Genomic DNA, 21,552 nt, shown 5'->3' on the forward strand with positions numbered 1-21,552 from the left:
TGTCCTCCTTGATTTGATGTTGCGGTTGGCAGACCGGCTATCATCTTATCATAAAGGTCAAGGGATTTTTACTCATAGCTATAAGCTTTCCTGAACCCCCAGTCGAACTGGGGGTTTTCTTAGACAAAAAAAGCGAATGAACGAGTATCGTCCATTCGCTGCCTTCTGTGCATACCGGCAGAGCGCTCTTGATGAACCTAGGAGCGCCTGCAGAAAAGAGCGCGATTGACTTGCTGGCGTTCCACGACAGTCGGATGCCTGCGCTGTCTCCCCCGCAGCGCATTCGCACTTCTCAGTTCCGATTAACGAATCGCAGCTGTCAAGAAAACGTCCGTCATCCTCAACGCGCTATCTCTCCATCTATACGAATCCGTTTTTTATTATGCATAACCGTGCGCTTCTCCATCGGCCCAACTTCCGTAACGGCGGGCCGGCTGCCGCTAGACAGCGGATTGGCGGCTTTCGCTCGTCCGGTTAATTCGTTTGGCCTGAGCGGCCAGCATGACGAAATGCAGCAGGAACACGCCGGAAATAATATAGAACACGACCGAGATGCCCATATGGCTGGCGACGATCCCGCCGAACAAGGAGCCGGAGACGTTGCCGAGCGAGCTTGCGCTGGCATTATACGAGAAGACGCTCCCCTGAATCGATTTCGGCGTCAAGCTTCTAAGCAGCGAGCTGATCGACGGAATAAGACCGCCCACGCATAGACCGGATAGAAAACGCGCTCCCATGAGAACCCACGGATCGGTAATTCGCGCTTGCGGAATATACAGGATCGAGATTAACAGGAGACAGCAGAGCAGCACGTTCAAATAACCGTACCGGTCGCCGATCCGCCCGAGGATCGGGGCCGAGATCATCGTGCCCAGAGCGCTCGACGCAAAGATAAGACCGGCCATGATCTCTACATGATTCTCGATGTGCATACTTTTTACGTACAGCGTAATGATCGGGCTGATGCTCTGAAAGCTGACGGAGATGAGGAACGTCGAGACGAAGAGCGTCAAGATGACCGGCGCCTGCTTCACGACATCCTTCAGCTGCACTTTCTCGAATTTGGCCCCAGCCGCACCGGATTGACCTGCTGCAGCTTCCGCAGCCGCCTGGCCCCTCCGCCATTGAAACCGGAACTTCGGGTATTTCTTTTTCTCATGAACGCCGAACAGCACCAGCAATCCGGCGATAAAGAGACAAATGCCGGTAAAAAAGAACGAATTGCGCATCCCGAGCCATTCGGCCAAGATACCTCCGAGCAGCGGCCCGAGCAGTTGTCCCGTCACCTGGCCGGTTTGCAGCGTCCCGAGCACTTTGCCGACCTGCTCCTTCGGGGTCTCGATGGCCATCAGCGCGACCGCGCCGACGCTGAAGCCCCCCATCGTGCCGAACAGCCCTCTCAGCAGCAGCAGCTGGAGCGGCGTATGCACAAGCCCCATCGCGGCAATGATAATCGCCGAGCCAAGCCCGGCGCGGACCATCGTTACTTTTTGCCCGTACTTGTCGGAGAATTTCCCCCAGAACGGCGACACCAAGGCGATCATCAAATGATTGATGCCGAAGATCATCGCCGCCCACAGCGCAGCCTTCTGCACGTCATGAATGCCCAGCTCCTGAACGTACAGCGGCAGAAACGGGATAATCATCCCGATTCCCGCCGAGCTGAAAAACGTGCCGAACCATAAAATGTACAAATTGCGTTTCCATGCTTCCATCTGGAGTAACCTTCTTTACAGTAAATTATGCGATGAATGCACAGAATGCACTATCCTCTCAATAACTAATGTATAGAATACTCCGAACGAATAAAAGAAACCATGGATTTACCTGCCCTGTAACATGGACTATTATGCTTTTTTGCAGCCGTTTGCAGCTGCCTCCGCAACCAAATGGGGCGGGCGGAGCCCCGTTACCGGCACACCGCCCGCCCCTATCGGCAGCTATTCATGTTCCGCTTGAATCGGTTTTACTTTGCCTAACAGGAACAAATAATTCAAAATTCCGATGACGATCAGCGCCGCGGAGAACAGCAGGGCCGGTACGAAGGAGCCGTAAGCCGCGACGAAAAAGCCGGTAATGATCGGGCCTACCACGCCGCCCATATTGGATACCGTATTTTGCATGCCCGCGACGACAGAGGTCATATTTTTCGGAGCTACGTCGCCAGGCAGCGCCCATACTTGCGAAGCGGCGACCGTGGTGCCCGATTTGGCGATGCATAAGAGCACCACAGCCAGCACGGCCAATTGGGCGAAGGCGGCGAAGCCGATACAAGACGCCATCAACAATCCGATAATAAGAAACAGCTTGCGCGTCGCCGTCAGCGACAATAAGCCTTTGGCATAAATGCGGTCGGACAGCCATCCCGCAATGACCTCGACGACCATCGCGCAAAGCAGCGGCAGGGAAGCCATAAAGCCCATCTCGATCAAGCTCATGCCTCTTTCTTTCACCAGGTACGTCGGCAGCCAAGTAATGAAGAAATACGAATTGTAATTGATCATGAAGAAACCGATGCACATTGCCCAAATATTGCGATACTTCAGCAGCTGATACCATTTCATCGGCTGCTCGGCGTCCAAACCTTCCCGTTTGAACTGCCCTTCCCGGATATGCTTCAGCTCCGCTTCATTGACGCCTTTATGCTCTTCCGGCGTTTCCTTGAAGTACAAAATCCAAATAATCGACCAAATGATGCCCAGCAAACCGATGATGAGGAAGGTCATTTTCCAATCGAACATGGCAATCAGCCAGACGATCAGCGGCATCGCGATAGCTCCGCCGAATTTGGAGCCGCTGTCAAAAATCCCCGCTACCGTCGCTCTCTCCTTGTCCGGAAACCATTTGGACGAAATTCCGGCGTTGCTCGGATAAGCGGCGGCTTCGCCGACCCCGAGCGCGATGCGGAAGCCGAGAATCGATTTGAAGCCTGTCGCCAGACCGGTCACCGCCGTAGAGAGCGACCACCAAGCGACGGCGAAGCCGAGCGTTTTCTTCTGTCCGATCCGGTCGGCCACCCAGCCGGACGGAACCTGCAGCAGCGCGTACGACCAGAAGAAGCCGGACAGCACGACGCCCATCTGAGCGGCATCCAAGCCGAATTCCTTCGTAATATACGGCGCTGCCGCCGAGAGAACCGTTCGATCTATATAATTGATCGCTATTGCTGCCCACATAAGAATGGCGACGACCCAGCGCACATTAGATTTCTTAGTCAGTGTTTGCAAGATGTATCTCTCCGTCTCTTGATGTTGTAAGTGAATCCGATTCTCGTTTACAAGCCGTTCATCACATGCTCGGGTCTTTGCCCGTTCACAAGAACATTCACGATATTGCGCACGCAAGTCATGCCCAGCGCGTTCACCGCCCCGCTCGTATAGCCGGCGATATGCGGCAAAGCGATACAATTAGGAAGCGCAAATAACGGATGCTCCTTCAGCGGTTCCTGCTCGAATACATCCAATGCCGCTCCGGCGATGATGCCTTCGGTCAGCGCTTCATGCAGAGCCTCTTCCTCAACGATGCCTCCGCGGGCCGCGTTAATCAAATAAGCGCTTTCTTTCATCCGCTTCAATTGATCCTTGCCGATAAAATGTTGCGTTTGTTCCGTCAAAGCGATGTGCAGCGTGACGAAATCGCTGCGTTCGAGCAGCTCGTCCAGCGTGACGAAGGACACTCCATGCCGCTCGGCGAACGCGTGATCCGGATACGGATCATACGCCAGTATATTCATATCGAAGCCGCCCGCCCGGCGCGCAACCTCCTTGCCGATGCTGCCGAGGCCGATAATGCCTACCGTTCGGCCGTATACGTCGGTGCCGAAAATCCGCGGCCATTCTCCCTTCTTCGTCAGCTCGTTTGCCAGCGGAATTTGCCGGGCGAGCGACAGCATCAAGGCAAAAGCGAAGTCGGCCACCGCATGCTTGTTGGCGTTAGGCACGTTCGTCACCCACACTTGACGCTCCTTGGCCGCCTTCAGGTCGATATTGTCCACGCCGACGCCGTGCTTGCAAACCAGCTTCAATCGCGGCGCTTGCGCGAGAACCTGCTCCGTAATCTGATTAAACGCAACGATCGCGGCGTCCGCGTCCTGAGCCGCGGCGATAAACGCTTCCTCCGTAATATCTGCCGGCAAATGCATGAGCTCAATGCCGTACTTCTCCAAATACTCGATAGGTTCGTTGGAATATTTGGCGAAGGACGGCGATGTCGATACAACTTTCATCGTAGTAGTCGCTCCTTCTAAAAGCAGGCGGTGAACGCTAACGTTGCTGCGGAACCGTTCCCGCTGGCTTCGCCCCGCTTCATTCACCGCAGCTTTTCGGTTGTCTGTAATCCAAGCTATTTAACGGTAGTCTTCGGAGCCAAATCGGCTCCGGATTGAATCGCCGCGAGCATGCTGCGTTCGTCGGCGATGTTTTTGCCTGCGATGTCGAAGGCGGTGCCGTGATCGACGGAAGTGCGCACGATGCCGCCCTTCAGACCGACCGTGATATTAACGCCTTCCTCCAGTCCCAGCACCTTGATCGGCACATGGCCCTGATCGTGATAGCAGGCGACGACGATATCGAAATCTTTGCGCACCGCCCGGAAAAACAGCGTGTCCGCAGGATAGGGACCGGTAACCCGGATGCCTTCGGCCGCCGCCTGCTCGATGCCGGGAATAAGCTTCTCCTCTTCCTCCCCGTTGCCGAACAATCCGTTCTCGCCCGCATGCGGATTAATGCCGCACACCGCAATGCGCGGGTTGTCGTAGCCGGCGCGGGTCAGCGTCTCATGAGCGAGCTTAACGACTTTGTACGTCCGTTCCGGATTGATCGTCTCGATCGCTTTGATCAAACCGACATGCGTCGTCAGATGGATGACCTTCAGCTTCGGCGAGGACAGCATCATGGAATAGTCCTCGGTGCCCGTCAAATCGGCCAATATCTCGGTGTGCCCCGGATACAGATGGCCTCCCTTCTGCAGCGCTTCCTTATTCAGCGGCGCCGTGCAGATCGCCTGAATCTCCTGCGCTTTGGCCAAATCAACCGCTTTCTTCAAATATTGAAAAGCGGCGTCTCCAGCCTGCGGAGACATGACGCCAAGCGGCAGGTCCGCCGGAAGCAAGTTCATATCCAGGCAGTCGATCGTGCCGTGAACGAACGCCCCTTCGCCGGGCCGCTCAACCCGCCGCAGCCGGACCGGCGTGCCCGTTATGTCGATGGCGCGCTGCAAAATACCGTAATCGCCGATGACGACCGGACGGCAAATATCGTAAACCGATGCATGTCCGAGCGCTTTTACAATCACCTCGGGGCCGATGCCTGCCGCATCCCCCATTGTAATGCCGATAATAGGCTTCATCGTTCTCCTCCTCGCAGCTTGCGGGCCGCCTTGATCATAGCCGACTCCGAGCCGAAATTTCCTGCTTTGGTCACTGCATATAGGTCTTTCCCCGGCTTGCGGACGGTTCCTAGCGGAATGCCGGGCTCCACCTCGTCCAGCAGATGAAATTCATCCGCCCCAAGCTGCTGAAACACTTGACGCGCCGTATCGCCGCCGGTCAGGAACAAGTAGCGCAGATCGAAGCGATCCGCGATCCGCACGGCCCATTCGCCGAGCACCCGGGAAATCCGGTTGCTGATGTCGACCGGGCTGCAGCCGAGCTCCCGGCCGAGCCGCTGCGTGCGCTCCACTTCGCTGGATGAATACAGCGCAATATGGCGCCCCGCCTTCACGGCCGCTTCCGCCTCCGGCAGCACGCGGCTCCACTCCAGCTGCAGGGGCGCCCCCTCGCGGATAATTTCCTCCGCGCGAACCTCGATCCCGGCCGTGCCGGGCTCCGCCAGCAGCCGCCGCAGCTGCTCGCGGCCGATCGCGCTGACGCTGCCCACGACAAGCAGCACCGGCGTTTCGTGCGCCGCAAGCGCGACCCGCTTCGTCTGAGGCTCGAAGCCGTAAGCCTGCGGCAGCGCGCTCATCAGCCCCGCCGAGCCTACCCAGACGATGGACTTGCCGGTATGCTTCATATGCCGGGCAAGCCGCTCCAAATCTTCGGCGTCCGCGGAGTCCGCCGTTATATAAGCGACGCCCCGCTCCTGCAGCGCGGCCAGTTTGGCGCTTACAATCTCGGGCGGCTGCCGCAGATCGCTGCGGGACAAATGCCCGACCTCCTTGCCCGCTTGCTCTTGGATGAGCCTCGTGATCAGCGAGTCGCGGACCGGCGTCTTCGGGTCCTTCGCCACTTCCGTCTCATGCAGCGGCTTGCCGCTGAGGTACATGACGCCCTCTTCGACCGTGCGCCCGTTCTGGGGGAAACCGGGAGCGATGACGACGAGCTCCGGGCGGAACGCATCGAATACCGCGTTAATCTCCTGCCCGATATTGCCCCTCATCGTCGAGTCGATCTTCTTATAGATGATATCGAACGGCTCGGCCCGGAGCGATTCGCACGCTGCCTTCACTCGGCGGTACGCTTCCTGCGCGCTTACGGAGCGGCTGTCCGTATCGATAATAACGGCATCCTTGTTCCTTAGCCCTTCCGCCTGCGGCTCCAAAATGACCGATACGTCGAAGCCATAGCGGATCAGCTGTCCGCCGCAATCGCTTGCGCCCGTCAAATCATCCGAAATAACGGATATTCTCATGCCCGTTCCCCCTTTATCCCTTTAAGAAAGCAATTTGCGGTAAATCGCTTCCATATCCTGCAGGCTGAGCTCCTTCGGATTGTTATTCAGCAGACGCGTTACTTTCGAGGCCGAAACGGCCATCTCCGGCACGTCTTCCAGCTTTACTCCGAAGCTTCTCAAATCCTGCGGAATCTCAAGCAGCCTCGTCCATTCGACGATGCGCTCGACGACCTTGCTTGCCGCCTGGGAAGAAGTCAGCCCCTGCGTATTGATGCCCATCGGTTCGGCCGCTTGCTGCAGCCGGTCCGCAATCGCGTCCATGTTGAACTCCATCACATGAGGCAGCAGCATCGAGTTGGCGACGCCATGGGCGATTTTGAATTTGCCGCCGAGCGGATACGCCAAAGCGTGAACGGCTGCGGTGCCTGCGGCGGTCAAAGCCATGCCGCCGTACATGGAGCCAAGCAGCATCTTCTCCCTGGCCTCCACGGAAGCTCCGTTCCGATACGCCTCCACGATGCTCGAGGAGATCAGCCGAATCGACTCCAAAGCGAACATATCGCTGATCGGATTGGCCTTATTCGATATGAACGATTCGAGCGAATGCGTGAACGCGTCCATCCCGGTAGCCGCCGTAATCGGCTTCGGCAAGCCGAGCGTCAGCATCGGATCGAGGAAGACGAGCTTGGGCAGCATATATCGGCTGACGATGCCGATCTTCAGCTCTTCCTCCGGCAGCGTGACGATCGCGTTCGGAGTCACCTCCGCGCCCGTGCCGGAGGTAGTCGGGATCAGGATCGTCGGCAGCCCCGGCTTCTTGACCAGATCTGTTCCGAGCAGGTCGCGGACGGAACTGTCGTTCGTGGACAGAACGGACAAAATTTTCGCGGAATCGAGAACGCTGCCCCCTCCGAAGCCGATCACGAGATCGTAAGCTGCCCCCTCCATGGCGGCAAATACTTGCTCGATATTATCGATCGTCGGTTCCGGCAAAATGCTTGTACTGACGTCCGCCTGCACGCCCTTGTCCGCCAGTTGGCCGACCAGCGTATCGACGAAGCCTAACGATTGGATCGAAGGCTGCGTAAGAATAAGCGCCTTATGCACATCGGCGCCGATCAGGTGCAGATGCTCTCCCACCCGCTGCAGCGAATTTCGGCCCGCGACGATATGATCCGCGGTTTGAAACCGGTATAGCGTTTGCATAAATTCAACCCCTTGAATTTGTAGGAATATTGGCTAGCGGCGATCGTTATAAAAATCGACCATAGCTTGAACCTTCTCTAGCGCCTCTCCCGATAAAGAGGATACCGGCGATTTGGGAGGCCCGACCGAGATGCCGTGCAGTTCCACCGCTTTTTTCAACACCGAAGGAAGCGTTCCCAAAGCGAACGTGTCGCGCAGCGGCTGAAGCGCATCCTGCGCTTTTTGCGCTTCTCCGATATTGCCGTTTCTCCAGTTCTCATAGATGGAGACGACGGTTTCCGGAAGCATATTGCCCGTTGCAGCAACCGCTCCCGCGCCGCCGGCAAGCAGCGTCTTCAAAATTAAAGAGTCGGTTCCGGCATATACGTCGAACGGTTCGTCCTTCGTAACGCGAATATAATGCTCGATGTTGGCGAAATTGCCGCTGCTGTCTTTAATGCCGATGATATTCGGAATTTTGGCCAAGACGGCCGCCGTCTCCGGCTCCAAATTCACTCCGGTCCGCGCAGGGATGTTATACAGAATGACCGGCAGCTTCACCGCTTCGGCAATCTTCGTATAATGAACGATAAGCTCCTCCTGCGATGGCGCTATAAAGAACGGCGTAATGACGGAAATGGCGTCCGCTCCCAATTGCTCCATTTGCTTGGAAAGCTCGATCACATCTTCCGTTGTCCCGCCTCCCGTGCCCACAATGACGGGAACTCTGCCTTTCACTTCCTCTATGACGATCCGAGCCATGAAACGCTTTTCTTCCGCTGTCAGCAAATGAAATTCGCCGTTCGTTCCGAGAATGAAAATGCCGTGAACGCCCGATTCGATAAGCCGGTTAGCCAATTGGCGCACTACAGGCTCGTTGATTCGCTTCTCTTCCGTGAGCGGCGTCAGCATCGCAGGAATAATCCCTTTTAATTCCACCGTAAAAGCCTCCTTTTTTTCCACAGTCGATTGCATCGTTTTAATTAACAACATTAATGAATCATAAATCTCACTTAATGAATTATAGATAATATCGTTTAAAATATCAACAGTTATATTTGATTATACGACGTATTTTTAATGAGTGCTGCATTATAAAACAACAATGGTTGCATTTTGCAACAAAAAAACCTATATCCGGCTTCCGAATGATTACTCACTCAGAACCGAATATAGGTTGCATAGATGATAAGCGCTTGCCCGAAATGGGTAATACACAGCCTGCAAACCGCGGCAATGCTCTGTTTATCGAAGCTCTCATGTCGGGTCTTTCAGCATTCGCCATAATGTCGAACGGTTGATTCCGAGCCTCTTGGCGGCGCGGGACTGATTCATGTTCTCTTCCTGCAGCACCAGTTGAACGATCTCTTTCTGAATGCTCTGAAGGGGCTGGTCCAGATTGAGCGTTCTTGCGGCCCCCGGCTGGCTTTGCTCCGTTCTTCGTTTCTCCAGCGCGGCAATCAGTTCCTCATCGATATATTCCCCTTCGGCCGCTTTGACAAGCTCTTTCACCGTATCCCGCAGCTCGATCAAATTTCCCTTCCAAGCATATTCATAGAGCGCTTCCTGCGCCTTCGGACGGATGCCGACGACCTGCTTGCCGTATTTCTCGTTGTTCTCCGATATAAATATGCGGATCAGCTCCTCCAGCTCCTGCGGGTTGCTGCGCAGCGGCTTCATCTCGACGATCGCTCCGCTCATCAGCGCGAACAGGTCCGGCTCCAAAAGCCCTTCGTCCTGAAGCCGGTCCGGCGCTTTCTCGAAGGAGAACATCATGAGCGCCGCGCATTTGGCAACCGTATCCGCGAGTCTTCGTTGATATTTGGGAGACAGGCGCTCCGCTCCGCGCAAATAGATCATGCTGCCTTCCTCCGCTCCCTCCAGCAGCTGCTTCACCTGGCGGTAAGCTTCGTCCGAGCTTCGCAGAACGGTAACTTCCAGCAGCTCTCCCCCCTCCGGCCGAAACTGCCTCCACAGCGTGCCGGCAAGAATCCGTTTGCCCGTTCCTTGCTCGCCGTATACGGTAACGGGCTGCCGGCGCTCCAGACGCTTCGCCGCAAAGGCCAGCGAGTCCCGAAAATCGGCGCGGGCCCGAATGAGATGCGGAAACGTTCCGAGGAACGGCTCCAGGCGCTGCACCTGAATATCGCTTTCGCTTTCCGTCACCGGACGCACATACAGATGAAAAAGCGCCGTCTCGTCCTCGCCCCGGGCAGCCGTCAGCTTATAGCGGAACGTCGGGTCGTATAACTCGAATGCGGCGGCCGAATCATCCGGCTTCTCCTCCGCTTGACGCAGCATCTCCGGCAAGGCGGGAAAACGCCGCCGCATCGCCTGAGCGGCTTCCGGGCCGGACTGCGTTCCCAGCAGCTCCAGGAAAGCGGCGTTCATGAACTTCACATTCCCGTCCGCCTGCACGGCGGCCATTCCCTGCTCCGCTCCTTGAGCGAGCGAGCTCAGCATACGCCCCTCGGCCTTGTAACGGCCTACGGCCCGGCACAAATTTCCGGCATTCTCGAACGCCTCCAGCACCGATTCCTTGCCGGATGTAATCAGGATGCCTTGAAGCCCCTGCTCCTTGGCCAGCCGCACCGTATTGGTGCCGCCGACAATGACGAGCGCCCCCTTCTTCCTCGCCGCTTCCAGCGCCGCGTTCACTTCGTCCTGCTCATAGATGACCGTGTGCGGAATATGCACGTCAAGCAGCCGCGAGACGGCTACGACCGCTTCGATAATGTTCGGAAAACCGATCATTTCGATCGGCGTTGTATATTCTTTCAGCAGCGTAATAAGCCGCAAAATATCATAGCCGGATATTTTAATCTCCACTACAGGCAGCGAGGAGCGGTCGCGGACGAGCTGAGCCGTCCCGCCGCGGCTGATGATGACGTCATAGCCCTCCTCTTCATATTGGCGGATCGGCAAAGATTCCGACAAGTCCCTCTGCACGACGGTCACATCAAAATCGCCGAGCTGATCGGTGAGACTGGAGGTTAGCTCCACCAGTCCGCGATAGGGCGCAATAACCAGCGCCTTTATTTTTTTCATAGCGTACTCCTTTTGCCGGCACATAAATTCCGGACACTTTCTTCATGCTTCATTTTCGGTCACTTTATAGCTAAATATACTGACTGGCCGCTTGAGTGTCAATTTAAGTGGCGTTTTGCATCAACGTATCGACTGACCGTATTTGTCAGGGAAGATCCATTATACTGAAAGAGAAATGCTGCTGTAAAAAGCGGACTTATCACAATGGAGGGATCGTTGATGAAGGAAGTTTGGATTTTCATAACGGACGGCTTCGCCGACTGGGAGGCAAGCTACGCGGCGGCCGAGCTTAATAACCCGGACAACGGGTATCGGGTCAAAACCGTCGCAATCGATACTAAGCCCAAAACATCTATGGGAGGCTTTCAAGTCATCCCCCATTATGATCTGACGAAAGATCCCGTCCAGGCGGAGATCGCCATGCTTATCGTCCCCGGAGGCACCGGGTGGAGAGAGGATGTCAATCAGCAGGCCGCCCGGCTGGTCAAACGCTGTTTGGACAACGGCATACCGGTCGCCGCGATTTGCGACGCGACTACGATGCTGGCCCGCCACGGCTTCCTGGATAACGTCAAGCATACCGGAAACAGGCTGGAATGGATGAAGCAGGGGGCTCCGGACTATCGCGGCGATGCCGGCTATATCGAAGCCCAATCAGTCAGCGACAGCTTGGTTATTACCGCGAACGGCAGCGCTGCCGCAGAATTCACCCGCCATATTCTGGAGAAGCTCGGCGTCTACGAGGGCAAGAAGCTGGAGGAGTGGTACGCTATAGTCAAAAAAGGCTATTTGCCCGAATAGCCGCGCTCTTCATTGCGCAGGATTACTCCCGCAGCACCCCGTCCATACTAGAAATATAGCAAGCAGCGAGCAAGCGGAGCCGTTTGGCGGGCTATGCACGATTCCGACCCGAAAGGGGCCTAATATTAGCTCGGCATGTAATTATAGCAATCCGTAAGAAATCATCGTATGTCTTACCTGCTATACTTGGATACAAATCAAATGAATTTAAAACTCTCTTTCTAAGAAAGGATGATGTATTTATGGCTAAATTAACCCCCTATTTATTTTCCGAGGACGCGAAAGCCCAAGCTGATTTTTATATTGGGGCGCTCGGAGGCGAGATTGTCTCCGTCATGACACACGGGCAGCTTCCCGATCCGGAAGAAGCGCTCAAGGACAAAGTGCTGCACCTTAGCATGGTAGCCGCCGGCATCCCGATTTTCATGTGCGACGCCGCTTTCATGCCGATTCACCGCGGCAACCAAATCCATCTTAGTCTGGAATTTGCTACTGAATCGGAAGCCCATGAAGCCTTCGGCAAGCTTGCGGAGGGCGGTCAAGTGAGACATCCGCTCCAACCCGAATTCTGGGGCACGCTGTTCGGACAGCTTGAGGATAAATACGGCGTAAACTGGATGATCACTACCGAAGCCAAACAGGCATAGCCCCGATTTTCATACATTTATTGTTAAAAGGAGGTCGCCGTTCGTTTCGGATCGGCCTCCTTTTGGCATGGACAAATTCCTCTCTCGCAATAAAAGGAAAAAACGGATGAATGTCGAATCATATACCATTATGTCGAAAATGATTAGCGGCCGATTACTTGTGCAGGAGGTGACTCCCTTGCTTATTTCCAAAGCCTTATATACGGATACGGAGCTCTTCGCCGCTTCCTTGTTCCAGCTGAAGGTGTCCGTGTGGGAACGGACGGCCGACGATATTCCGGTCCGCGTCGAGGACGGCGGGATTATTACCAAAATTACGCCGTTCAGCGTAACGATCAACGGCATCCGTTATATCCGCAGCGACTGCGAGTTTCGTACGGACGCGGATGCAAACGGGCCTGCGGGGCGAAACATATAAAACGGCAACCAAGCCTCTATTATCGGTCCCGACCGACTTCCTATTCCGGGACAGAAAAAGGCTTGTCAGATTATGCCTATTTGTGGTAAAATTGATCTTGTGTTGAAAAACGCAATACAAAGTGTGGAGCCGTGGTGTAGAGGCCTAACATGCCTGCCTGTCACGCAGGAGACCGCGGGTTCGAATCCCGTCGGCTCCGCCATGATTTATCCTTGCATACGACGAGCTTACCGGGTTCGTCGCACATAACTTGAAGAAGACCGAGCAGAGCGACTATTCTGCTCTTTTTTGTATTGGTTAAGGAGCGTGAGAGGATGAACCGTCGCGGACGTTTTGCACCTACTCCATCGGGACTGCTTCATATCGGCAATGCCTTCACCGCGCTCGCCGCCTGGCTGCAAATGCGCCAATGCGGCGGCGAATTCGTGCTGCGCATCGAAGATATCGATCAAGCGCGCTCCCGTCCCGCCTATGCCGAACAGCTGCAGAACGACCTCTTGTGGCTCGGCATCGATTGGGATGAGGGGCCCGGAATCGGAGGCCCCTATGCCCCTTATGAGCAGAGCCGTCGCGAGCCGCTGTACATGGAAGCGATCGAACGGCTGCAGCAGGCCGGCCGCTTGTACCCTTGCTACTGCAGCCGCCGCGAGCTGGCTTCCATCGGCAGCGCTCCCCACGGGCTGGCGTCCGAAGGCGGCGTCTACCCCGGGCGGTGCCGCTTCCTTACGGCGGAGGAGCGGCAGGTCAAAGCCGCGAAAAAGACGCCGGCGCTGCGCTTCATCATGCCGCAGCAGGAAGTAACGTTCCGCGACATGCTGTCCGGAACGCATACGTTCTCAGGCGACGCGCTCGGAGACTTCGTCGTCAAGAGAGCCGACGGCATGTTCAGCTACCAGCTCGCCGTCACCGTCGACGATGCCGCCATGGGCATCACCGACGTGCTGCGCGGCGCCGATCTGCTGGACTCGACGCCCCGGCAGCTCATGCTGTACGAGGCGCTTGCGCTGGAAGCGCCCGCATTCGCCCACGTCCCGCTGCTCGTGGACGAGGGCGGCCAGCGCCTGTCCAAGCGCGACCGCTCGCTGACGCTTGCCTCGCTGCGAGGCGAGGGCGTCGCGCCTCAGCGGCTTCTCGGCGCGCTGGCCTGCCTGGCCGGCTGGGTTGACCGGCCGGAGCCGCTCACGGCGCGCGAGCTGATCCCGCGCTTCGGCCCCGTTCGCCCGCCCGGAGCGCAAGCGAAGATGATCGTCGACGGCACGATCCGAAGCTTGTTGACGGCAAACTGAGCGCCGTCCGACAAATAGGATGATGCCCGGCCGTTTGCAGCACCAACCACTACCATTGTACGGAGGAATCATGAACGAACATTCGACGATCCGACTCAGCGTGCTTGATCTCGTCCCCGTCCTGAATCAAGCGTCTCCGAGCGCCGCTTTGAAGCATGCGGCAGAGCTCGCCCAAACCGCCGAGAAGCTCGGTTATACGCGCTACTGGACCGCCGAGCATCACGATATGCCGGGGCTGGCCTGTACTTCGCCCGAAGTGCTGCTCGCCTCGATCGGGGCCGTAACCCGCACGATCCGGCTGGGGTCGGGCGCGCTGCTGCTGCCTCATTACAGTCCGCTGAAGGTGGCCGAGTCGTTCCACATGCTGGCCAGCTTGTACCCCGGCCGCATCGACCTCGGCATCGGCCGGGCACCGGGCGGATCGGCCCATGTCACCCTTGCGCTCAGCGGCAACTTTCTGGAGCGGGTACGGCAGATGCCGGATTCGCTCGACGCGCTATCCAAGCTGCTGCAGGGAAGCTACGCTTGGGACGGGGAGCCGGTTACGGCCAGGCCGGTGCCCGACATAGCGCCGCAGCTTTGGCTCCTAGGCACGAACCGTAAGAGCGCGGCTTACGCCGCCGGTCACGGAGCCGGGTACGTCTTCGGGCAGTTTATGAGCGACCTGGAGGCGGACGAAGTGATTCCCGCCTATCGCGAGGCGTTCGTCCCGTCGCCTTTGGGCCCGGCCCCGCGCGCCATCGTAGCGGTCGGCGTCGTCTGCGCGGAAACGGAGGAGGAAGCGCGGCAGCTCGCCGAGCGGGTCAAAGCGTCCGTTCCGCCGGAAGCGAGAGCCGCCGCCTCGTCAGCAGAGCCTTCTCCCGCTGCCGGACGGAAGCTTCTCGTCGGCGCGCCGCAGCAAGTGAAGGCGCAGCTGGAGCGAATGTCCCGCCGATACGGCGTAGACGAGTTTATCGTCGTTACGGCCATACCGGATTATGCGCAGCGGCTCCGCTCTTACGAGCTGCTGGCCCAAGCGTTATGGGGGAACGGAGTCCTTCCGTCCGCCCCGAAACGATAAAAAATCTTGCCGGCCGCCGCCTTCCCCCCGGACAGACTTCCCTTTCTCTGCATATCTTAAATAATAAGAACGCCTTGATCCGAGAGCCGGTTGATTGGACGACGGCCGCGATCAAAGGAGGTTTGATTGCCGATAGGACATGTTTTTGGCCCTCGCGTACGCTTTAACGGGCCCAAGCATGCTTATCCGGCAAAAGAGTGCGAACGGAGGGGAAGTACTTTGCGCATAACGGATCGTTGGCTTAGTCTTACCCGCACGACCTTTTTATTCATGCTCCTTGCGGGGTTAGGTTGGTTCGTGGTCAATCCGGCTAGTGTGTTTATTTGCGTCCAGGAAGTTAGAATTATACTTAAATTGATGTAAATGTCCGGTATCCGCGCAATCCGCAGTCTCCGTCTTCCGAGCCGTACGCCAAGGCTCCTAAGCCGGGGACTATTTCGTCCGCAGTGCGGCGGGCATCCGCCGGTCGGACGTTGAAAACTCGCTTGGACGGATCTAAAAAGGCGGAGATTTCGTCGCGGCCTGCGGTCGATAGAGGTTTCCACTTCGAGGTTTCCACTCGCTCTTGCAGACGCTTTTCCAGATTCAAATGGCCGAAACCTTTTTTGCCCAGGCCTATAAGCCCAGCCTCAGCAGCAGTTCATACTGCTGCTTAAAATCCTTTTTGCCTTGTACAATTCCGCAAACGAAGCGAAACGTGTTTCTGCTATTTAGCAGCATGTTTCGGAGGATGCGAAGAATCCAGGCTGCGGGCAGCAAGAACGGCATTGTTTTCAAAAATGAACAGTAAGGAATTTCGGCCATTTTCTCATAGCCTGGAAAGCAAATTTCCAAGTATACCCCTATGGTTAAAGGGGCCTTCTTGACTTCCTTATTATTCGTATATACTTGACGCAGCATGACGACATGAGGCTCCCTTTGGTTCGCCCCGAAGGTCCCCCCCGATAAAATATATTCGCCGATCAACTCATAAAAGCCCTCTTTCATCTTCGGAAGCTTGATGGGAGGGCTCACTTCAAACCAGCGCCGGCATAGGGCGAATATGTTGTGCGCGAATAAAACCAGATTCAGCTTCTTAAGCTCCCGCTCCAAATATCCCCAATCCAGCTCCTTCTCAAAATAGATCATATACATAGCGGCATCCATGACCATCCGAATTCCGCAGCCGTAACCGTAAAAATGCTTCGCCATATGAACCAGCATATACAGTAAATGATCGTTTACCGAGAACTCGTAGGTATATCTGTTAGGCTGCATGACGGCCTTGTCCCAGACGTCCGAGAAGTAGTTCATATAATCAAATTTATTGTTAATATTGTTGACCAACAGCTGCGTATGAATCTCAAGATGGACGGTGCCTTTCGAATAGCTCCAAACCTCGCCGGTGACAATCCCCGGTTTAAAACCCATACTTTGCAAAAGCTCATGGGACTTCTCCCGGTCCTCGGGCTTGATTAAAATATCGATATCCCCCATCGTTCTCATCTCTTTCACCGGATAGCAGTTTTTTATCGCATAACCTTTGAAGATGAGATGGGGAATCTGCAGCCGGCTGAGTTCATCAATAACTCGAAGCATTTCGCTTTCCTGATGGAGCGCTCTTACAATCGTTGAGGTGAAATCTTGTTTCATCATCTGCAATAATGCAGCAGGAGGCCTCTTTCCCTGTTCTTGCGTCTTGGCCATTAAATAAATCATTCCGCCGACGAAGTGAATGTTCCCCAGTTGATAAACCTGCTCCCATTCGATTTGCCGCTGCTCCGGGGACCTCCTTTGATGAATAAAGGCGGCAAGCAAGGAAATAAAGTATGCCGGTTGATGCTCCATTGCACAATTCCTCCGCTCATTTCATATTCTTCTTATTGTTCCAATCCGCCGAAGCCGCAAGATCCACATCCATACACTCGCATATACCCTATACCTGAACTGCCCGCAGTTGTATTCCCTGCCCTTGCGGGTAAAGGAAGTAACGACGGCCATAACATTTTTTTGCGGCAGCTTGCTTTCAATCTGCGATTGGGCGTCACCGCACATATCGTAGCTATCCGGCCTTACTTTGACAATTCGATGCAGAACCATCTGCCCCGTCGATCTTCGGTACAGAACAATATCTCCCTTTTTCAAAGCACATGGATCGCATTTCGTTAGCACAACCTCGTCCCGCCCATGCTTCCACAACGGATACATACTGTTTCCCGTCACGGGAATCGCTACATTCCAATTTAGTTCGAGCATCGGCAAAAGCAGGGCGGATAGCTGATCCGGAGTGATCTTCGCGCTTGATCTGTGCATAGCGGAACGATTACTCCAACAAGCCAGCAAGCTGCAGCTTGTCCACAAACTCGCGAATATCCGCTATCGCCGTTGCAGCATCGATTTCGTATTCTTCCTGCATCGCTTGAAGCAGCTCCGCTTCGGTCTTGTCCGTCCCCAGCTGCTTCCACAAAAACGCCCCGCTATCGTTTAGGGTGATCATTCCTTTGAAGCTGATCGTGGCGGCGCCTACGGGCACAACGATTTGGCTGTCAGCAATCGTATGGATGCTAAAACCGTTTACCAGTTTCATATTTGAAACCCCTCTTCGCTATAATTTCATCATAAACGACCTCAACCGCCTCCTGACTCCTATTGCAATGCAATCTGTAGACGGGAACCGTTGCGACCAGATTCTCGATTCTTTCGAGCGTCTTTAAGCCTAATCCGCTGTCGTAATAAGGCCTCTCGATTTGAGCGGTTAATTCGAAGATACTGTCCCTGGCATTCAACCGCTCTATCCTATTGCGTTCGGAACGCCGAATGAATACAACCGCCTTCAGGGGCACCCGGACATTCATGTTCAGATCCGTCTTCCCGCTCCATGGCGTCCCGAAGATATAGGGGATTCCTTCATAAAAGCGAATCGCGGGCTTATCGTCGTTGACGATCACAACGTCCTCGCCAAAACGTTCCTTCCAAAGATTCGTATGCGTGGACTTGCCGATGCCGCTATTCGCCGAAAAGACAATCCCCTGATGCTCAAACGCCAGGGATGAGCCGTGCAGGACGGCCCCCCCAAGCTGAGTTAACCGATTGCTGAAGGCAGCTCCCGTAAAAATATATTCCCAATCGGTCAACGAAAATATCGGATGATTTCGTCCTTTCCATAGGTGAATCCGCACCTCGGAATAATCCCGGTTGTAATAGAATGCCGTCGCAAGCTTCCCCGTCTCTTGATCCCTTACATATCTGCATAATTGATGTTCGCTTGTACGAACGATGGTAGCGGATTTCACTTGCTCGATGATTTCGCCGGGCGGTTCCTCCACCTCGTCGCAGGCAACCGTCTGTAACCACATATCTCGATTTGTAAAAGCGTCATTTTTGTATGCGGACAACCGTTTATCAAAAAAGGAAGTATCGATCATCCCGCATTCCATATGGAGATCCGCTATCGTTACTTTGTTCACGGCTTGCATTAAAAGTCTTCCCCATCCCCTAGTCCTCCCGAAAGGGAGCAGATGTTGGTAAGTTCATACTCTTCAATTTCTATTTGCGGCTTTTCATATTGCTTCTTCAACTTCGAAACCTCCCTTCTTTCCATGATTACGGCATCGTGCCCGAGACTACGCTTCGGCTGTAGATGACCGTCTCGGCGCCTGCGCTATCCTTGTAAACCAGATACGCTCTTGCGTACCAGGTTTCGCCTGAATTCACTTTTGTCTTGTTCATCATATACTGCCCCGTTTCCGTCGGTCCGCTGGATTTGGCCCGCAAGACACCTGCGCTGCTAAATGGGTTTCCAGACCGGGTATTCCGTGGTCAGATCAATATCATTGCCCAGCCTATAGTGCGCTTTCAAATCATTGCGAACAAGGTTAAGCTCACTCGCCGTTGTGATGACATAAGGATTCTCCTCCGTACCGGCCCCAGAGGCAAAGCCCGAGGCCCACGCCTTCCCGTCTGCAAATAGCACGAACGTTAGCGCCGCGAAAAAAAATAGAAGCGCTAACCTGCTTAGTCCAGACTTCTTATTCCAGGTATACAAATGACTCGGCTCCTTTACTTCTGACCTATTTATCCTTACCGAAAATTATAATCACGAATGGAGACAAAAAGTAAGTAGACACTTATATGTCTACCTGCCGCCCGTTTGGTCAGGAACCAATCCCCCAAAAGTGACGTGATGCTCTGAAGCTTATTCCGTCCGCATCCAGCCTAAGCTGGATCGGCGTCTAACCATTCCTCTGGGATCGTTCTATGGGTAGACATTCCTTTCGGGGGTGCCCACGGATTTCCACAGGATATGGCTGCGCTTCATTTCCTAAACAATAAAAAACTGCTCATTGGGATGAGCCCAAGAGCAGTTTTTCACGGTTGTTTTCATTTACGGGTCAAGCAAGCCCCATTTTTTGCATTTCTCGGCTAATTCCAGGCTCGACTTCTCCCAACGAAATTTTTTCATGATTCTCCCGACATGCTTTTTCACGGCCGCCAGGCTGACACTAAGCTCCACCGAAATTTGATACTGCGTTTTCCCGTCCAGGATGGCCCGTAACAGGCTGCAGTCCCCGTCGCTGAGCATGCTTCGCTTTTTTTCATAGACGAGCTTTCTGAGACGATCGCCGTATTTGGACGACTTGTTTTGATAAGCAAGGAGAATGACCTCGGGCAGTTGCTCGAAATCGTATTTATACACATAATCGTAAGCCCCGTTCAGAAACGCTTCATTAAAAATCTCGTCATCTTGATCCAGCGAGCTCAGCATAATGACTTTGACGTAAGGAAACTGAACGGTAATATCCAGCGCTGCGTCCAGCCCCGACGCCTTGGAATCATTCAAGATAATATCCATGATCACAATATCGGCGTGTTCGTTACGAAGCAGCGTGAAGCATTCTTGAATCGTAGACACGCAGGAAAACAAATCGATTTGTTCATGCCCGGCCAAAAATTGCTGCAGCCCGCTTCTCCATTCTTGATCATCCTCGACATACATTGCCCTGATCCGATCCATAGCACCACCTTAAACCGTTTGTCTTAAAGTCAGTATGACCGTAGTTCCTTGGCCCGGCGCACTTCTGATCTCCACCTTGCCTCCATGCGCCTCCATAACTCGTTTGACATGATACATCCCCAAGCCGAAATGCTCCCTCGTTCGATGCTTCGTAGAGAAGAAGGGCTCGAAGACATTGTGCAGCTGCACGCTGTTCATGCCTGGGCCGGTATCGCCGATAGAAAGCAGAACCTTCCTTCTCCGGCTTTCAGTCTTGATCCGAAGGGTCCCTTCCCCCTCCATCGCTTCGATTGCATTGTTGCATATATTGAGTATACACTCCGAAAGGAGCTGTCTATCCACAGGCAGCATGAGAGTCCTGTAGCATTTGTCCACGCGAATATTCGAGAAGGCCTTACAGATGTCCACAATTTCATCCAAGATGATGGCCAGGTCATGCCTCTCTTTATGTAATTCCGTCTTGTCGCTCACCGCACGTGAAATAGTGGCCATCGTCTTCATCATGGCTTCATGGGTCGTTAACAGATTGTCTACCATCGGTTCTATCTCTTCATAGCGCTTCATGGTCAGGCTCTTTCGGATGTTGAGTGCATTCAGTTTAATTTTCCCGATCGAATTTTTCAACGAATGATGAATGATTGCTGTGCCGACATGAACCGTCCGGATGGACTTTCGCTGCAGCCCCAAAAAAGCTCCCCTAAGATATAAAATAAGAAGAAGCAGGATGCTTCCGACACATAGGTAAGGGATGAAAATCAAGATCCGGTCGCCCATCACAGAGGACGAAAAATGATACACATTTAAAATCGTTACAGGAACCAAAAACATCAAAGCTATCGCGATATGATGCGCGCGCTTCCGCGAATCTTTCTCCATGACGACGGGACGAATCGCTAACCACCAAACAGCCAGCACGTATACAAGCCCCCACGCGGAAATAAACGCCGTATTCAATTTATTTACGGACAGATCCGTCTGAATCAGCAAAGTCATCCAAAGCGGCACGCTTAATGCGCCTAGCATCCACTTGTCCTTCCTCATATAGTTATTGTAAATGAGGTAAAAGACAAGGATCGCATAATACGGAAATGTACTGATGAAAAAATTAAGGGTTCCCGTCAGAAGATTCATCGAATCGATCATAAAAGCGCTGCCATGATGAGTCAGCGAGGGGACGATCCGCTTCTCTAAAATAATCTGCGGTCCGACCAGCCCGGTGCAAAAAATAATCGCAGTCGTCCAGAAGATAAGCCGGTTCCTTCTATGCTTTATGCTTAAATAAATACCAAGGGTCGTTAAGCTTACAAACATGAACAAAAATGTTAAATAGAACAGCATGCCCTTCCGCCTTTAGCTGAAATCAATGGTTACCTACAGTATATATGTCTTAGCCCGTAAAGGCTAGGTATAGGTTCGTCCGGCATGTTCTCAACAAAAAGATGACGAACCGGGGCTTTTTTTGTTACAATTTTAAATGGACTCTTATGCGGATCACATCAATAA

20 protein-coding genes and 1 tRNA gene are annotated in these 21,552 nt (G+C 54.2%); 6 read left to right on the forward strand and 15 right to left on the reverse strand.

The genetic code is table 11. The features are described from left to right. Positions 1-440: 440 nt before the first annotated feature. The 8 genes from N0M98_RS26425 to N0M98_RS26460 form a co-directional block, all read right to left on the reverse strand. Positions 441-1,715, reverse strand: coding sequence for an MFS transporter (locus N0M98_RS26425; protein ID WP_249861426.1), 1,275 nt, complete (start codon positions 1,713-1,715; stop codon positions 441-443). 225 nt (positions 1,716-1,940) lie between these two features. Next, the gene (locus N0M98_RS26430; RefSeq protein WP_259619615.1) at positions 1,941-3,227 is read right to left on the reverse strand and encodes an MFS transporter; all 1,287 of its coding nucleotides are present in this window, start codon (positions 3,225-3,227) and stop codon (positions 1,941-1,943) included. 47 nt (positions 3,228-3,274) lie between these two features. Continuing rightward, entirely contained in the window at positions 3,275-4,225 is a 951-nt protein-coding gene (locus tag N0M98_RS26435; protein ID WP_249861424.1) for a phosphoglycerate dehydrogenase, read from the reverse strand. Positions 4,226-4,341: 116 nt separating this feature from the next. After that, the gene (gene pdxA / locus N0M98_RS26440) at positions 4,342-5,346 is read right to left on the reverse strand and encodes a 4-hydroxythreonine-4-phosphate dehydrogenase PdxA (RefSeq protein WP_249861423.1); all 1,005 of its coding nucleotides are present in this window, start codon (positions 5,344-5,346) and stop codon (positions 4,342-4,344) included. After that, positions 5,343-6,629 carry a four-carbon acid sugar kinase family protein gene (locus N0M98_RS26445; protein WP_259619616.1) on the reverse strand — a complete coding sequence of 429 codons (1,287 nt, stop codon included), beginning with the start codon at positions 6,627-6,629 and terminating at the stop codon, positions 5,343-5,345. Before N0M98_RS26445 ends, pdxA begins: the two co-directional genes overlap by 4 nt. A 21-nt stretch (positions 6,630-6,650) precedes the next feature. Continuing rightward, complete coding sequence (locus tag N0M98_RS26450; RefSeq protein WP_259619617.1) at positions 6,651-7,817, reverse strand: iron-containing alcohol dehydrogenase; 1,167 nt, start codon at positions 7,815-7,817, stop codon at positions 6,651-6,653. 33 nt (positions 7,818-7,850) lie between these two features. After that, a complete protein-coding gene (gene dapA / locus N0M98_RS26455) occupies positions 7,851-8,735 on the reverse strand; it encodes a 4-hydroxy-tetrahydrodipicolinate synthase (RefSeq protein ID WP_259619618.1) in 885 nt (294 codons plus the stop codon). A 318-nt stretch (positions 8,736-9,053) separates the two neighbouring features. Then, positions 9,054-10,844, reverse strand: coding sequence for a PrpR N-terminal domain-containing protein (locus tag N0M98_RS26460; RefSeq protein ID WP_259619619.1), 1,791 nt, complete (start codon positions 10,842-10,844; stop codon positions 9,054-9,056). Positions 10,845-11,063: 219 nt separating this feature from the next. Here N0M98_RS26460 and N0M98_RS26465 point away from each other — a divergent pair, with 219 nt between their 5' ends. The 6 genes from N0M98_RS26465 to N0M98_RS26490 all read left to right on the forward strand — a co-directional run bounded on the left by N0M98_RS26465 (position 11,064) and on the right by N0M98_RS26490 (position 15,056). Next, complete coding sequence (locus tag N0M98_RS26465; RefSeq protein WP_259619620.1) at positions 11,064-11,645, forward strand: type 1 glutamine amidotransferase family protein; 582 nt, start codon at positions 11,064-11,066, stop codon at positions 11,643-11,645. Between the two features lie 242 nt (positions 11,646-11,887). Further along, positions 11,888-12,292, forward strand: coding sequence for a VOC family protein (locus tag N0M98_RS26470; protein WP_259619621.1), 405 nt, complete (start codon positions 11,888-11,890; stop codon positions 12,290-12,292). Between the two features lie 178 nt (positions 12,293-12,470). Continuing rightward, the gene (locus N0M98_RS26475) at positions 12,471-12,710 is read left to right on the forward strand and encodes a hypothetical protein (RefSeq protein ID WP_259619622.1); all 240 of its coding nucleotides are present in this window, start codon (positions 12,471-12,473) and stop codon (positions 12,708-12,710) included. A gap of 125 nt (positions 12,711-12,835) precedes the next feature. Next, positions 12,836-12,912: transfer RNA gene (locus N0M98_RS26480), tRNA-Asp, on the forward strand. 112 nt (positions 12,913-13,024) lie between these two features. After that, positions 13,025-13,996, forward strand: coding sequence for a tRNA glutamyl-Q(34) synthetase GluQRS (gluQRS, locus tag N0M98_RS26485; RefSeq protein WP_259619623.1), 972 nt, complete (start codon positions 13,025-13,027; stop codon positions 13,994-13,996). A gap of 70 nt (positions 13,997-14,066) precedes the next feature. After that, positions 14,067-15,056 (forward strand): MsnO8 family LLM class oxidoreductase, encoded by a 990-nt coding sequence (locus N0M98_RS26490; protein WP_259619624.1) that lies wholly within the window; start codon positions 14,067-14,069, stop codon positions 15,054-15,056. 615 nt (positions 15,057-15,671) lie between these two features. Here the strand turns inward: N0M98_RS26490 and N0M98_RS26495 are convergent. The 7 genes from N0M98_RS26495 to N0M98_RS26525 all read right to left on the reverse strand — a co-directional run bounded on the left by N0M98_RS26495 (position 15,672) and on the right by N0M98_RS26525 (position 21,387). Continuing rightward, complete coding sequence (locus tag N0M98_RS26495) at positions 15,672-16,883, reverse strand: nucleotidyltransferase domain-containing protein (protein WP_259619625.1); 1,212 nt, start codon at positions 16,881-16,883, stop codon at positions 15,672-15,674. Positions 16,884-16,904: 21 nt separating this feature from the next. Then, positions 16,905-17,348 (reverse strand): S24/S26 family peptidase, encoded by a 444-nt coding sequence (locus N0M98_RS26500; protein ID WP_259619626.1) that lies wholly within the window; start codon positions 17,346-17,348, stop codon positions 16,905-16,907. Between the two features lie 10 nt (positions 17,349-17,358). Beyond that, positions 17,359-17,622 carry a PqqD family protein gene (locus N0M98_RS26505; RefSeq protein ID WP_249861411.1) on the reverse strand — a complete coding sequence of 88 codons (264 nt, stop codon included), beginning with the start codon at positions 17,620-17,622 and terminating at the stop codon, positions 17,359-17,361. Beyond that, positions 17,600-18,511 (reverse strand): hypothetical protein, encoded by a 912-nt coding sequence (locus N0M98_RS26510; protein ID WP_259619627.1) that lies wholly within the window; start codon positions 18,509-18,511, stop codon positions 17,600-17,602. Before N0M98_RS26510 ends, N0M98_RS26505 begins: the two co-directional genes overlap by 23 nt. 127 nt (positions 18,512-18,638) lie before the next feature. After that, on the reverse strand, positions 18,639-18,767 hold the full coding sequence (locus N0M98_RS26515) for a hypothetical protein (protein ID WP_259619628.1): 129 nt from the start codon (positions 18,765-18,767) through the stop codon (positions 18,639-18,641). Positions 18,768-19,419: 652 nt separating this feature from the next. Then, positions 19,420-20,049: a response regulator transcription factor gene (locus N0M98_RS26520; protein WP_249861408.1), complete on the reverse strand. Its 630-nt coding sequence runs from the start codon at positions 20,047-20,049 to the stop codon at positions 19,420-19,422. A 9-nt stretch (positions 20,050-20,058) separates the two neighbouring features. After that, positions 20,059-21,387 (reverse strand): sensor histidine kinase, encoded by a 1,329-nt coding sequence (locus tag N0M98_RS26525; protein WP_259619629.1) that lies wholly within the window; start codon positions 21,385-21,387, stop codon positions 20,059-20,061. Between the last annotated feature and the right edge of the window lie 165 nt (positions 21,388-21,552).

Origin of the sequence: Paenibacillus doosanensis (assembly GCF_025060755.1) — a bacterium.
Lineage (GTDB): Bacteria > Bacillota > Bacilli > Paenibacillales > NBRC-103111 > Paenibacillus_S > Paenibacillus_S doosanensis.

What these genes read in the sequence shown, in the direction of transcription:
- N0M98_RS26425 (WP_249861426.1), bottom strand. Translation starts at nt 1,715, where the DNA reads ATGGAAGCATGGAAACGCAATTTGTACATTTTATGGTTCGGCACGTTT.
- N0M98_RS26435 (WP_249861424.1), bottom strand. Translation starts at nt 4,225, where the DNA reads ATGAAAGTTGTATCGACATCGCCGTCCTTCGCCAAATATTCCAACGAA.
- pdxA (WP_249861423.1), bottom strand. Translation starts at nt 5,346, where the DNA reads ATGAAGCCTATTATCGGCATTACAATGGGGGATGCGGCAGGCATCGGC.
- N0M98_RS26445 (WP_259619616.1), bottom strand. Translation starts at nt 6,629, where the DNA reads ATGAGAATATCCGTTATTTCGGATGATTTGACGGGCGCAAGCGATTGC.
- N0M98_RS26450 (WP_259619617.1), bottom strand. Translation starts at nt 7,817, where the DNA reads ATGCAAACGCTATACCGGTTTCAAACCGCGGATCATATCGTCGCGGGC.
- N0M98_RS26460 (WP_259619619.1), bottom strand. Translation starts at nt 10,844, where the DNA reads ATGAAAAAAATAAAGGCGCTGGTTATTGCGCCCTATCGCGGACTGGTG.
- N0M98_RS26465 (WP_259619620.1), top strand. Translation starts at nt 11,064, where the DNA reads ATGAAGGAAGTTTGGATTTTCATAACGGACGGCTTCGCCGACTGGGAG.
- N0M98_RS26470 (WP_259619621.1), top strand. Translation starts at nt 11,888, where the DNA reads ATGGCTAAATTAACCCCCTATTTATTTTCCGAGGACGCGAAAGCCCAA.
- gluQRS (WP_259619623.1), top strand. Translation starts at nt 13,025, where the DNA reads ATGAACCGTCGCGGACGTTTTGCACCTACTCCATCGGGACTGCTTCAT.
- N0M98_RS26490 (WP_259619624.1), top strand. Translation starts at nt 14,067, where the DNA reads ATGAACGAACATTCGACGATCCGACTCAGCGTGCTTGATCTCGTCCCC.
- N0M98_RS26495 (WP_259619625.1), bottom strand. Translation starts at nt 16,883, where the DNA reads ATGGAGCATCAACCGGCATACTTTATTTCCTTGCTTGCCGCCTTTATT.
- N0M98_RS26500 (WP_259619626.1), bottom strand. Translation starts at nt 17,348, where the DNA reads ATGCACAGATCAAGCGCGAAGATCACTCCGGATCAGCTATCCGCCCTG.
- N0M98_RS26505 (WP_249861411.1), bottom strand. Translation starts at nt 17,622, where the DNA reads ATGAAACTGGTAAACGGTTTTAGCATCCATACGATTGCTGACAGCCAA.
- N0M98_RS26510 (WP_259619627.1), bottom strand. Translation starts at nt 18,511, where the DNA reads ATGCAAGCCGTGAACAAAGTAACGATAGCGGATCTCCATATGGAATGC.
- N0M98_RS26515 (WP_259619628.1), bottom strand. Translation starts at nt 18,767, where the DNA reads ATGATGAACAAGACAAAAGTGAATTCAGGCGAAACCTGGTACGCAAGA.
- N0M98_RS26520 (WP_249861408.1), bottom strand. Translation starts at nt 20,049, where the DNA reads ATGGATCGGATCAGGGCAATGTATGTCGAGGATGATCAAGAATGGAGA.
- N0M98_RS26525 (WP_259619629.1), bottom strand. Translation starts at nt 21,387, where the DNA reads ATGCTGTTCTATTTAACATTTTTGTTCATGTTTGTAAGCTTAACGACC.